This window comes from Desulfovibrio sp. 7SRBS1, from assembly GCF_049723905.1.
Taxonomy (GTDB): Bacteria; Desulfobacterota; Desulfovibrionia; order Desulfovibrionales; family Desulfovibrionaceae.
Genome location: NZ_JBJKFD010000001.1, coordinates 3,086,417 through 3,099,381, shown reverse-complemented (window position 1 = coordinate 3,099,381; position 12,965 = coordinate 3,086,417). Strand labels below are relative to the sequence as shown.

Genomic DNA, 12,965 nt, shown 5'->3' with positions numbered 1-12,965 from the left:
TTTGACTACGACACAGTTAATCAGCCCACCCAATCTTTGGTTTCAGGTTGCTCAGAAAGATGTGAGAGCAAGGCGCGAGAAAAACTCAAGGCCGACGCGTATTCTTACATACGCGAGGATTTGAGTTTTTTGCAGCAACGAAGCTATCGCGTCTTTATCAGCAGCCTGCCAGCGTTACTGGTCTAAAAGGCCAGCCGCCCTCTCTTCAAGCTCGTTTGTAAAGCGCTTGAGCAAATCCGATTCCAAATTCCAGCAATGCCAATACAGGCCGATGCACTGGGCATGCTCGGGCGCCAGGTCTATGAGCCGCCCGCTGCGCAGATGCGGCTGGCTGTGCTGGTCCGGGACCATGCCGTAGCCTGCACCGGCCAGCACCAGGCCGACATGCCCTTCGATGGAAGGCACATAATGGCAGGGCGAGTCGGGCTGTTTGCCGTTGTACATAATGTCGAAGAGCGGCTCGTGCACCTTGTCCCGGCGATTGAAGCAGAGCAGCGGGGCCTTGGACATGGCCTCCAGAGTCGGCCCGCCCGTCCAGAAATCCGTCCCGAAATCGGGCAGGTATTTGGCTACGTATTCGGGCGAGGCCACCAGGCGGTAGGTCATGGAGCCCAGCCGCACCGTGCGGCACCCCCTGGTCTCTTCCGCCAGGGAGCTTACGCACCCCAGCACTTCCCCTTTGCGCAGCAGCTTGTGGGTCTGGTCCTGGTCGTCCACGTACAGGTCCAGCAGCATCCTCTCCCGCGCCACGAAACTCCCCATGGCCTGGTGAAACCAGATGGCGAGCGAGTCCGCATTGACGCCCACGGGCAGCGACGCAAACCCTTCCTCGGCTTCGGGAAAAAGTGCGGCCTGAAGATCGTTTTCCAACAGGGCCACCTGGGCCTGATGACGCAGGACCAGACGGCCCGCGCTGGTGGGACGCGGCGGGTTGGTGCGGTTCAGCAGCAGCCGTCCGGCCCTTTCCTCAATGGCCCGGATACGCTGTGAAACCGCGGACTGGGTAATGTACAGGCTTGCTGCCGCCTTTTCGAATCCGCCCTCGCGCACCACGGCGGCCAGGGCTTCTATTCCTTTGTAATCGAGCATGACTTATTATTAGCAAAACTAATCAATCTTGAAAATCATTCATTTCACTTCTTGAAATGGCAATGCTAGCTTCGCGTCCGTATCGACCACAACAACCCCGCCACCTTTCGGGGCAGGAGACATACCATGATTGCGGAACTCGCCCAAGGATTCGGAACCGGCTGCGGCCTCATCATCGCCATCGGCGCGCAAAACGCCTACGTGCTGACCCAGGGCATCAAACGGGAACATCACCTGACCATCGCGCTGATATGCAGCCTGTGCGACGCCGTGCTCATCAGCGCGGGAGTGGCGGGGCTGGGCGCGGTCATCACCAACTCCGCCATCCTGCGCAATCTGGCAGGCTGGGGCGGTGCAGCCTTTCTGTACTGGTACGGGTTCAGCTCTTTCCGTTCCGCCCTGCGCGGGCAGGAAGGCCTGCAAACGCAAAAGGAAACCACCCGGTCGTTCAAGGCCGCCGTCAGCCTCACCCTGGCCGTGACCCTTCTCAACCCCCACGTGTACGTGGACACAGTGGTCCTGCTGGGCAGCATCAGCACCCGGTTCGCGGGGCAGGAAAGATACATGTTCGGAGCCGGGGCAATCATGGCCTCCTTTGTCTGGTTCTTTTCCCTCTGCCTGGGCGGACGGCTGCTGGCCCCCGTGCTTTCCAGCCCCCGGGCATGGCGCATCATGGACACCGCCATCGGATGCATCATGTGGTTTGTGGGCACCGGGCTGCTTCTGCACACCTTGCGGCAATAAATTACCGCAATTATTCTTTTCTTTATAACTTCCCCACCCTTGCATGTTCATGTAATCCGCGATAAGAATATTTACTATAGAGCTGGTTTTGCGGCATTAGAACTTTTTTTGTTGCACCTCAATTTCTCCATAAAGGAGATTGAGAACACAACTATTGCGAATGAGCTTATTGATTATCTGATCCATGACATGGAAAGAACGGTCAATCATCATCAGCGCAACCGTTCTTGTGCACAGTTGGAATACGAAGAGTGCTTTCCTTAAAGCAACAAAGCGTGCCCGCTATTGTTGAAAGATTTAAGCCAACAAAAAACTGCTGCAAAATTTTGCATGTAATTTGCGCCAGCCAACACACGTCATCATGTCTTCATTCTTTACTGAATACGCAGATGTAATGACGAACACTCTGAGGGGGGGGGAAGGCAAAATGAACAGGTGATTAACTATGCTTATTCACCCGTTTGTTGCGTCTTTGTACAAACACCTATGGCTACAAGTTTTGAACACAACCAACTTCGCAAGGCCCATCGTCTTAAAATTCCCGTAGATGTAGAAATTGCAGGGCACCGCCTAAGCGTCAAGGACTGGTCCGTTGAAGGCTTTCGGGCGGAACTGCCCGAAGACGTCCCGGCAAACGGACAAGCGTGCTTTGCAGAGGGCTGGACCGGCACCGTGGTTTTCCGCCTGCCCATGCGCGGGGCGGATATCGCCGTGCCTCTGGAGGCGCGCCTTGCCCGGTGCGTGGATGGAGATGCCGGATTTTCCTTTGTGAACGGGGACGCGTCCAAACACGCCGCCCTGAGCTCCTACATGCGTGCGGCCCTTACCGGAAAGCTCGACGACTTCGACGCCATTATCCAGGATGTCGAATCCGCCTCCCAGGGACTGGAGTCCTCCGATCCACTGGAGACAAAGACCTCGGTGGCGCTCAAGCGCTCCTTTGCCTCGCGCGTGGCCCTGTACCTGACGGCTGTGGCCGTTCTGGTCGGGGTCGGAGCCTGGCTCAGCGGCTTTGCCCTGGGCAGATTTTCCAGCGACAGTGCCTACATCACCTCGCCTCTGGTCGAATGTGCTCCGCCCGTCAACGGCATTCTCGGCGCAGTCGAAGTTTCCGAAGGCCAGCACGTAGAGCCCAAGCAGCTTTTGTTTGTCATTGAAGACAAAACCATGCTGCGTGATGTGGAAGAACGCCAGGCCAATCTGGACCGCATGCGCCAGGAAGTCGCCCTTGCCCAGGCCCGGGTAAAAGAGGAACGCACGGCCTACTCCCTGTACAAGGACGCGGCCCAGCGGGATATTCAGGGCTCTCTGGCACGTTTGCGCAGTGTGGAAGCACAACTGGACTATGCACGCAAAGAGGCCGAGCGTACCCGCAAGCTCCTGGCACAACAGGCTATCAGCCGGTCCATGCACGAAGCCAACGAAAGCCGGGTCCGGGAACTGGAAGCGGAAAAGGAAGGACTGCAAGAGGCGGTCGCCTTTGGAAAGTCCAACGTCCGCGCCTCGAAACAAGGCAAATATCTGGCCAACGGCAAGGCCCAGGGCAACATTCTGAGCCTTGAATCCCAGGTTCGCATAACCCAGCTGGACCTGCACCAGGCCGAAATAGAGCTGGCTCAGGCAGAAAACCAGCTGGCCGACACCCGTTGCCTGGCCCCCGTAAGCGGTACGGTCTACAATATTGCCGAGGCCACAGGCAGCTACGTGCGCCAGGGACATCCCGTGGTTCAGCTGCTGCCCGACAATGGAAAACGTCAGGTCACAGCCTGGTTTTCACCGTCCAGGGCGCAATATCTGCGGCCCGGAATGGATGTGCAGGTTTTCCTGACATCGCAACGCAAATACGTGGCTGGAAAGGTCCAGAACATCGGCCTGCCCACCATGAATCCCGGCAGCGACGCACCACGGCGCGTGCCTGCGGAAATCACCCTGGCAGACAATGAAAAAGTCATGCCCGGCACCGCGGCCATGGTCTTTGTGCGGACCGGGCTGCTCGATATCCTGAGCGTGCGTCTCGGAATCAATTCGTGACCCTGACAAACAAAACTTCCATTGCAAGGGCGTGCATCAAATCCCTGCCCGCCACCCTCTTCTACCTTGTGCTGGCCGCCGGTCTTCTGGCCGCCATGCCGGACGACGTCTGGTACCTGTGGGAACGGGGAGCCTATACCTTTGGGTTGTTCGGCATATGGCGATACTCCTGGCAGTTCATCCATCTGGTCCGCCACTGGATATACATGAAGCGCGTCTACCCCAGGCTGCGCGCCAGTGCCGACGCCAATGCCAATCAGTGGCCGCGCCATATCTATGTGGTGGTGCCGTCGTTTCAGGAAATGCCGGAAATCTCCGAACAGGTCTTCCGCTCCATTGCCAGGGAACTTGCCACAACCCCGTGCCAGGCGACCATTGTCGCCAATGTCGGTTCGCGCGAGGAGATGAACCTGGTTACCGAGGTTGTTCGCTCCGAGCCCGGTGCCGACAACGTGGAGCTGGTGCTCATGGAGCAGAAGCAGGGCAAGCGCCGCGCCATCGGCCACGCCCTGCGCACCGTTGCCCGGCTGGCCAACGACCCGTTCCGGCACCACGCCGACAAGGCCAACGACCTCTGCATCCTCATGGACGGCGACTCGGTTCTCGGCCACGGCACATTGCAGAAATGTGCGTCCCTCTTTGCGGACAGTCCTGCCCTTGGTGCCGTAACCACCCGCAACCGTCCACTGACCCTGCACGCCAACACGGCCCTGCACGACTGGTACAACCTCAAGTTCGCCCAACGCCACCACGTGTTTGCCTCGCACAGCCTGTCCCGCCGCGTGCTGACCCTTACGGGACGGTGCAGCATGTTCCGCATGCAGGCCATCATGACCGAGGAGTTCATCCACACCGTGGAAAACGACCATGTGGAACACTGGCTTTTCGGCCACATTCCGTTTCTGATGGGCGACGACAAGAGCACCTGGTACGTGCTTTTGCGCAAGGGCTGGGAAATGCTCTACGTGCCTGATGCCACGGTCTGGGCCGTGGAGGAACGCGATTCCAACTTCATATCCACCAGCGTTTCGCTCATGCACCGCTGGTTCGGCAACATGCTGCGCAACAACGGCCGCGCCCTGGCCATAGGTCCCAAGCCCATGGGCGGCTTCATCTGGTGGTGCATCCTGGACCAGCGCTTCACGGTCTGGACGCCGCTGGTGGGCCCGGTGTGCGCCGCCATGCTGGCTCTGAGCAACTCGGTATACTATCTTCTTTTCTACGTGGTGTGGGTCATCTACACACGGCTCATCATGCTGTGGTTCTACGTGCTGGAAGGCTCGGACTTCAACATCGCCCAGCTTCCGCTGATGCTTTACAACCAATGGATGGGAAGCCTCGTCAAGATACGCTGCCTGCACAATCTGGCCCGGCAACGCTGGAACAAGGGCGGAACCACCCACGAGGTGAAGGCCCAGGGCGGATGGCATGGTGCGGCGCGGGTTTTCATGTCGCTCAACATCGCCTTTTTCCTGCTGCTGTTCAGCCTGGCCAGCGGAGCGTTGCCTGTCGATCTGCACGGCTTTGGGCGCACAGAAACGCTGGTCCCCCAGGTTATGGCCGCGCCTGCGGACAACACCATCTCTCTTAACGACATCACCCCCGGGCAGGACATCAGCCCCCGGCTGCAAACCATTCTGGCCCAGGCAAACGCCACCGAGCCTCTGCGCATCATCCTGCCGGACGGCCTCTACAGGCTGGACACCCCGCTCCGGATAACCCGTTCCAACGTCACCCTGCAGGGCGCGGGCCGGGAAAAGACATTTCTTGTTTCCACGGCCAAGGCCGCCCCAAACACCAAAGAAAACGCGCTGCTCTACATCCGCGGCGGACGCGGCCCTCTGCTGCCTCCCCTGGCCTCGCCGGTGCGGGCCGGAAGGCGCGTGCTGCACATTCCAAGCTGGCCCAAGGACGCCCGTTTCATCTGGCTGTCCGCGCCCAACACCCCGGAATTTCTCGACTCCATTGGCGATACGGCCTGGCGCAAAAAGACCCCGCAACTGCGCCAGCGTTTCTACCATGTGGTGGACTCCACCGGGGGGTTCGTTTTCATCGCCCGCCCCCTGGATATCGACCTGCCCGCAGGAACCCAGGTCAGCGCGCCGCACATGCTCACCGGCATCCATCTGCGCGATTTCGCCTTGGAACAGCAAGTTCCGGGACGCGTGCCCCCTTTCCCGAAAAACTACGCCAACACCGCACCGGAGTACGCAGTGGACGGCATACGTTTTCAATGGGCCGCCGACTGCACGGCCTCGGATATGGCGATCATCAATGCCGGACGCCACCCTCTGGACTTTGACCGCGCCCTGGACTGCGCAGCCGCCAACATGTTCATACAAGGGGCCTGGAACAAAGGCAGAGGCGGCAACGGCTACGTGCGTTTTGCCCGCGCCTTTGGCTGCTCCCTGAGCGATTCCACGGTGCGCGCCATCCGTCACCTTGCCTTCCAGTGGAGCAGTGCGGACAACACCGTCACCAACAGCACCCTGGAAACCGACGTCAACTTTCACGGCGGATTTTCCAGCCGCAACAGGGTTGTGGACTGCGTGCTGGCCCCGCCGCCCTATCACAAATGGGGCAAGGTAACCCGCATGCGCCAAGGCGGTGACCACTGGGCCTCGCCAGACGGGCCGGGCAACGTGGTGATGGAGCGGACCAGCGAAAAGATGTCGGCCAAGGTTCAGTCGGCCAAGGGGCAGCCGGACAAGGATCAGGCGACCAAGTAGTGCAGCGTTCTTATGAAAGGGTGACGCTCTGAGAAAGCGACTCCGCCCGCGTAAGACAAGCCATCAGCAACCAAATTTGCCCTTCAGCCTACGGGAATTTTCGGAAAAAATTACTCCGCAAAGCAAAGAAGTACGCGTGCAGACAGCCAGAAACGGCCTTGTGCACGCGTTTTTTCATCCGCAATCTCCAACAAAACTCCCCAACAGAAACTTCGAGAGAGTTTCGCGGATATTACCCGAGTATCTTCAGATGTTTGTAGGCCTTGGCCGTGGCAACACGGCCACGCGGGGTGCGTTTGATGAATCCGTTCTGGATAAGGTAGGGTTCGTAGATTTCCTCAATGGTGCGGACTTCCTCGGAACAGGCCACGGCCAGGGTCTTCGCGCCCACAGGGCCGCCCTGGTAGTGCTCGATGATGGTCATGAGGATCTTGCGGTCCATCTGGTCCAGCCCCATGGGGTCCACGTCCAGACGGTTCAGAGCCTCCATGGCCATGCAGTCGTCGATGAGGCAGCAGGACTTCACTTCCGCAAAGTCGCGCACGCGGCGCAGCAGCCGGTTGGCAATGCGGGGGGTTCCCCTGGAACGCTTGCCGATTTCCAGCGCGCCGCTCTCGTCCACGTCCATGCCCAAAATGGCGGCAGAACGCAGTACAATGCGGGACAGATCGGCCGGTTCGTAGAATTCCAACCGCTGGATCACGCCAAAACGGTCGCGCAGCGGCGAGGTGAGCAGGCCCAGGCGGGTGGTGGCGCCCACCAGGGTGAACGGCTCCACGTCTATCTTCACGGTGCGCGCGCCCGGTCCCTGCCCGATAATAAGGTCGAGCTTGAAATCTTCCATGGCCGGGTAGAGCACTTCCTCCACCGAAGCAGGCATGCGGTGGATTTCGTCCACGAAAAGTATGTCGTTGCGCTGCAGATTGGTGAGGATGGCGGCCAGATCCCCCGAGCGTTCCAGCACCGGGCCGGAAGTGCTGACCATGTTGACGCCCAGCTCCGAGGCCATGATTTGCGCCAGGGTGGTCTTGCCCAGGCCGGGGTTGCCGTAGAACAGGGTGTGGTCCATGGCCTTGCCGCGTTCGCAGGCGGCGCGGATAAAGACCTGAAGGTTGGCCCGCAGTTCGTCCTGGCCGATAAAGTCGTCCAGGCGTTTGGGCCGGATGGTGTCGTCCTGCGGCAAAGTGCTCATCAGCGTTCCGAGGCCATGGTTTTAAGGGCGCTGCGCAGGGCTTCGGTAACGTCCATGGCGGAATCCTTCTCCAAAATGCGGCGCAGTACGGGCGCGGCTTCCTCTTCGGAATAGCCCAGGTTCTTCAGCCCGGCCAGGGCGTCGGAAAATACGCCGCCCGCCTGGGGCGGTGCCACGATGCGGCCCTTTATGGCGCCCTCGGCACCCAGCTTGAACTTGAGTTCGAGGAGAATCTGCTGTCCGGTCTTTTTGCCGATGCCGGACACGCTGGAAAGCGCGGCCAGATCTTCGTCGTAGACCACGCGGTGCAGTTCGTCGGGCAGGAAGCGCGAAAGAATGGCCAGGGCTTTTTTCGGCCCCAGCCGGGAAATGGAGGTCAGCACCTGGAACAGGGAACGCTCCTCAAAGGTATCGAAACCGTAGAGGTCGAAGGCGTCCTCGCGAATGACGGGCTGGACAAAATAGGCGACTTCCGCGCCCTTTTGCGGCAGGCGCGAGAGCGTGGGGGCCGTAAGGCGCAGCTCGTAGCCCACTCCGCTGCCGGTAAGCACCAGGCAGGAGTCTTCCGTGAACTCGATGAGGGAGCCGGTGATGTAGGCGATCATGCCAGCCTCGCCAGCCGCCGCATACGGCGTTCGTTGCAGTGGCACACGGCCACCGCCAGGGCGTCGCTTGCGTCTTCGCGCCATTGTTCCTTGGTGTTGAGCAGTTGTCCGACCATGAAGGCTACCTGGGATTTCTGGGCCCGCCCCACGCCCACGATACTCTTTTTGACCAGCGTGGGCTCGTAGGAATGCACGGGCAGGCCGCGTCCGGCGCAGGCGGCCAGAGCGGCTCCCCTGGCTTGGCCCAGCTTGAGCGCGGACATGACGTTTTTGGATACAAAAACGTTTTCCACAGCCACTTCGTGGGGGGCGTAGGTATCAAGCAGGAGGGACAGCTTGTTGAAAAGCAGTCCCAGCCGCTCGTACAAATCTTTTTTGGAGGTAAGGGTTATGACGCCCGCCTCCACAAGACGCAGCGTTCCGGACTGTTCGGTTATGAAGCCGTAGCCGGTATAGCGGGAGCCGGGGTCGATGCCCAGCACCCGTAATGCTGCATCATTGCTCATTGTATTACAGTTCCGCCATTACTTCGTCGGACATGTCGAAGTTCGCATAGACGTTCTGAACGTCCTCATGGTCTTCCAGTGCTTCCATCATGTCCAAAAGCTTGCGTGCGGATTCCAGGTCCAGATCAATATTGTTCTGGGCAATCATGGTGGTTTCCGCGCTTTCGTAGATCATTTCCGCGTCGTCAAAAGCCTGCTGCAGCGCACCGAAGTCCTCGAAGGCGCAGGTAACGACCAGGGAATCATCTTCCTCGGCAACATCTTCGGCTCCGGCTTCCAGCCCGATTTCCAGCAGGGTGTCTTCGTCGTATTTTTCCTTGGAAAAGACAAACATGCCCTTGCGGTCGAACATCCAGGCCACGCTGCCGCTTTCACCCATGTTGCCACCACGGCGGCTGAAGATGTGGCGCACGTCGGCAACGGTGCGGTTCTTGTTGTCCGTGGCGGCTTCCACCAGAATGGCCACGCCGGACGGACCATAGCCCTCGTACATCACTTCATCGAAAGTCTCGGACTGCAGTTCGCCCGTGCCTTTTTTGATGGCGGTATCGATTTTATCCTTGGGCAGGTTCACGGCCTTGGCCGCGGCAATGGCCGTACGCAAACGGGGGTTGAAGTTCGGGTCCCCGCCGTGTTTTGCAGCCAGCATGACTTCCTTGGCAGCCTTGGTAAAGGCCTTGCCACGCTTTACATCCTGTGCGCCCTTGCGGCGCTTGATGTTTGCCCATTTACTATGTCCTGACATAATCCACTCTCCTGTAGGTTCGCGAAAAGCGGCGCTTATACGGCGTCCTGACCGTGCGCGGCAGGTCCGTCGGCCCCCTTGAACCCAAGGGCCACGATGAAAATTTCCTTGCTCTCGTCGCGCGAGCTTTTCGGCTTGAAGTATTTGACTTTGTCGAACAATTTACGGAGGCCGTCGGAATATGTTTTGGAATCCGGCCCCTCGAAAATTTTTACCACGAAGTGGCCGCCCTTTACCAGACAGTGCATTGCCACGGCAAGCGCCTCTTCGCACAGCGCCACCGAGCGTGCCTGGTCCGTAAACTTAATTCCCGTCGTTTTGGGCGCCATATCGCTGATGACCACATCAAAGGGCATCCAGCTTTGCAGCTCGGCCTCGAACTCCGCGGACCGGTCGAACACGTCTTCCTGCATAAAGGTGACGTTGTCCGGAAATTTGGTCTCGTTGCTTTGGATGTCGGCCGCCAGCACGCGCCCGCCCGGGGCAACGCATTTGGCGGCGAAAAGGCTCCAGGAGCCGGGGGTTGCGCCCAGGTCGAGCACAACGTCATCCTTGCGCAAAATGTGGAAACGCTTGTTGATTTCCTGGAGTTTGTATACAGACCGGGCAGGATAGTTTTCCTGTTTGGCCCGCTTGAAATAATGGTCGCGATATTGTTTCATGGTATGTCCTGATTTGGCGGCGGAATGCCGCCGGGTGGATGAGCATACTTGAAACACGGCCGCAAGCCAATGTGATGTTTGCGTGAAAAATCAGCCAGAAAAAAAGGATTTTTCCGGGCGTCCAGAACGTGTGCGGATAGTCAACGAGCTGGGACAGAGCCGGACCCTGGCCTCGGGTGGTGGGCAATATGAGGTTTCCGGCGCACAACCCAAGACTCTCCCAAACGTCCCCCCAAACGCGCTCCATGTCACGCTGGTGCTGGGCCTCGGCCCTGCGCCGGAGGAACTGTCCGCACTTCTGGGGCCCAAAAATTCGGGCAGCAGCGTATATTATGTAGAGTGCCCGGAATTTATCTCGCAGATGTCCACAGCCTGGCACCAGGCCATTCCACAGGGCTGGACGAAAATTTCACCGACGAAAATTTCCCCCAAGGACGTCCGCTCCCTTTCCCCTGCCCGCGTCGTCATCTACCGGCCTGCGCAATCCCTGTTCCCCTCGTTTTGGGGGCCGATTCTGGCTGGTCTGCACCTAAGCCGCATCTGTCCGCAGGGACCGCCCGCCAAAGTGCGCGAGGTCTGGCTGCCCACCGCCCCTACCGACCTGCTGCGGCGCGAGATTTCTTCGGCCTTTGCATCGCTGGGGCTTTCCCCAGTGGAATTGGACCGGGAGCAGGCCGCGCCCCAGACAATGGAGCGGTTGCGTCATGTCCGGCCCGAGCTTTTTTTCAGCCTGAATTTTCACGGTCTGGACGGCAACGGGGAGCTGTATCATCTGCTGCGCGCCGCAAGCATTCCCGTGGCCGTGTGGTGTGTGGACAATCCTTTTCATCTGCTCTCCGGGCTCAGGTCGCCCTTTTGGAAGGACGTGCCCCTGTTTGTCACGGACGACTGGTTCATCCCCCGGCTGCGCAGCATGGGTGCGCGTAGTGTGCATCACCTGCCCCTGGCCGCGTGGGAGGGGTTTGCCGCTCAACCCCTGCCCGCCACCCCACGCCACGACAAGATCGTCTTTGTGGGCAGTTCGGCCTTTCCGGACAAGAACAAATTTTTTTCCGGCTTGCGTCTGCCCCAAGAATTGACCGCGCGGGCCTCGGCCCTGCTGGAACAGGGGCGCGTGGCGGATGTCGACTGGCCCGACTATGGCTGGTGGCTCAACAATCTGCCCACGGAAACGTTGTGGCCGGGCAAGGCGGCACGGTTGCCGGGGTTTGGGGCGGAGCAGTCTTCCCAGGCATGGCGGGCGCATTGTGTGCTACAGGCGGCCGCGCGGCTCCCCTTGCGGGTGCACGGCGACGCGGGATGGCTGGATATTTTGTTCGGTAAGGCAGAGCTGGCCGAGGCAGTGGACTATTATACCGAGCTGCCAGCCGTCTATGGGCAGGCGCGCGGGGTCTTGAACATGACCAGTTTGTTATTGCCGCACGGGCTCACACAGCGACATTTCGACGTCTGGATGAGTGGGGGGATGTTGTTGACGGACGTCACGCCGGGCTTATCGATTTTCCCCCAGGAGCTGGTGCGGGAGGTCTGCTTTTCACGGCCCGGTGAGATTCCGGCGTTGTTGGAGCGGATTGAGGCGGGGGCTGGCAGGCGCGAGGAGATTATCAGGCAGTGGCAGGGGGTGCTCGTAGAGGGGCATATGTATAGGCATCGGATGGAACGAGTATTGGGCTGTATAGCATAAGTATAGCCAGAGGCGCTGCCTCTGGACTCCGCCAGGGGCATGATGCCCCTGGACCCGCATTATATTGTGGGAACATAAGGGAATGTTTTTACGGAATTTAACCGTAAAATTCAGACCATACGTTCAGTTTTCCGGCGAGAAAGTAATTTCCACCACCAATGGCCTTCTATTTGCCACGCTTCGTGGCATAGCTACTCCCCCCAATTTGCCAATGCAGCTTGCGAACCTATGGCGCAAGGGTATTACATCACCTGACTTGGTGCAAAAGGGCGGCAAAGACTTCTGCCCAGATACCTGCGGCCCCTTGAGGCTGGAGGGGGAGGGGAAGGTGCCGGAAACAACCGGGGGGACCTGGCCTTATCAGGTCCCCCCACTGTTTCTGGCAAAGAATCATAAAAAATAGCTGGGATGACAAACGAAGGGACACCGTGCCTTCCGTCACTCCCACATCCTCTTTTTTCTTCAATGCACGAAAAATTGTTATGATCTTCCCCGACATTGCGTGGGGCCTGAGGAGGAGAAGAAGATGCGTGAACATTGGGAGACATGGTGTCCCTTCGTTCAGTTTCCAAGCATAGGTACGTCGAATTATCCGGAAACAGTGGGGAAACCCGGAGAGGCCCCGGTTTCCCCGTTTGTTTCCGGAACCTTCCCCTCCCTTTCCGGCCCTAAGGGGCCGCAGGTATTTATCAAGACGACATTGCCGCCTCTTTGCACCAAGCCAGATAAGATAACACCCTTGCGCCATAGGTTCGCAAGCTGCATTCGCAGCTTTTCCCAAGTCCCTATGCCACGAAGCGTGGCAAATAGAAGGCCATTGGTGATGGGAGTTTTATACACGTCCGTAGGCTGTATGTGCGGCCTAACTTTCTAGGTTTAGTTCCTTAAAAGCTTCCCTTAGTGCTCGCACAAAAAGTAGAACTTGAGAGTCACCCCACTGAGCTTTTCCTCTTAACAGGCTGCTCAAAAAGGTGCGAA

The 12,965-nt window shown here is 58.9% G+C and carries 10 protein-coding genes; 4 read left to right on the top strand and 6 right to left on the bottom strand.

Going from position 1 to position 12,965, the window contains the following annotated elements:
• Nucleotides 1-174 precede the first annotated feature (174 nt).
• Nucleotides 175-1,089 (bottom strand): LysR family transcriptional regulator ArgP, encoded by a 915-nt coding sequence (locus tag ACI0FJ_RS13925; protein WP_424304501.1) that lies wholly within the window; start codon nucleotides 1,087-1,089, stop codon nucleotides 175-177.
• A 126-nt stretch (nucleotides 1,090-1,215) separates the two neighbouring features.
• On the opposite strand from ACI0FJ_RS13925, the gene lysE reads away from it, so the two are divergent.
• The 3 genes from lysE to ACI0FJ_RS13910 all read left to right on the top strand — a co-directional run bounded on the left by lysE (nucleotide 1,216) and on the right by ACI0FJ_RS13910 (nucleotide 6,593).
• Complete coding sequence (gene lysE / locus ACI0FJ_RS13920; protein WP_424304500.1) at nucleotides 1,216-1,833, top strand: L-lysine exporter; 618 nt, start codon at nucleotides 1,216-1,218, stop codon at nucleotides 1,831-1,833.
• Nucleotides 1,834-2,319: 486 nt separating this feature from the next.
• Complete coding sequence (locus tag ACI0FJ_RS13915; RefSeq protein ID WP_424304499.1) at nucleotides 2,320-3,864, top strand: HlyD family efflux transporter periplasmic adaptor subunit; 1,545 nt, start codon at nucleotides 2,320-2,322, stop codon at nucleotides 3,862-3,864.
• Nucleotides 3,861-6,593 carry a glycosyltransferase gene (locus ACI0FJ_RS13910; RefSeq protein WP_424304498.1) on the top strand — a complete coding sequence of 911 codons (2,733 nt, stop codon included), beginning with the start codon at nucleotides 3,861-3,863 and terminating at the stop codon, nucleotides 6,591-6,593. The genes ACI0FJ_RS13915 and ACI0FJ_RS13910 overlap by 4 nt, the downstream gene beginning before the upstream one ends.
• A 232-nt stretch (nucleotides 6,594-6,825) precedes the next feature.
• Here the strand turns inward: ACI0FJ_RS13910 and ruvB are convergent, their stop codons facing one another.
• Genes ruvB through ACI0FJ_RS13885 form a run of 5 tightly spaced genes read right to left on the bottom strand, consistent with a single transcriptional unit; the run spans nucleotide 6,826 to nucleotide 10,303 of the window.
• A complete protein-coding gene (ruvB, locus tag ACI0FJ_RS13905) occupies nucleotides 6,826-7,785 on the bottom strand; it encodes a Holliday junction branch migration DNA helicase RuvB (protein ID WP_424304497.1) in 960 nt (319 codons plus the stop codon).
• On the bottom strand, nucleotides 7,785-8,390 hold the full coding sequence (gene ruvA / locus ACI0FJ_RS13900; protein ID WP_424306570.1) for a Holliday junction branch migration protein RuvA: 606 nt from the start codon (nucleotides 8,388-8,390) through the stop codon (nucleotides 7,785-7,787). Before ruvA ends, ruvB begins: the two co-directional genes overlap by 1 nt.
• Nucleotides 8,387-8,896, bottom strand: a complete 510-nt coding sequence (ruvC, locus tag ACI0FJ_RS13895) for a crossover junction endodeoxyribonuclease RuvC (RefSeq protein WP_424304496.1) — start codon at nucleotides 8,894-8,896, stop codon at nucleotides 8,387-8,389. Before ruvC ends, ruvA begins: the two co-directional genes overlap by 4 nt.
• Before the next feature lie 4 nt (nucleotides 8,897-8,900).
• Complete coding sequence (locus ACI0FJ_RS13890) at nucleotides 8,901-9,641, bottom strand: YebC/PmpR family DNA-binding transcriptional regulator (protein WP_424304495.1); 741 nt, start codon at nucleotides 9,639-9,641, stop codon at nucleotides 8,901-8,903.
• A 35-nt stretch (nucleotides 9,642-9,676) separates the two neighbouring features.
• A complete protein-coding gene (locus tag ACI0FJ_RS13885; RefSeq protein ID WP_424304494.1) occupies nucleotides 9,677-10,303 on the bottom strand; it encodes an RlmE family RNA methyltransferase in 627 nt (208 codons plus the stop codon).
• A gap of 82 nt (nucleotides 10,304-10,385) precedes the next feature.
• Here ACI0FJ_RS13885 and ACI0FJ_RS13880 point away from each other — a divergent pair, with 82 nt between their 5' ends.
• Nucleotides 10,386-11,987, top strand: a complete 1,602-nt coding sequence (locus ACI0FJ_RS13880) for a glycosyltransferase family protein (RefSeq protein WP_424304493.1) — start codon at nucleotides 10,386-10,388, stop codon at nucleotides 11,985-11,987.
• The last annotated feature ends 978 nt before the right edge of the window (nucleotides 11,988-12,965 follow it).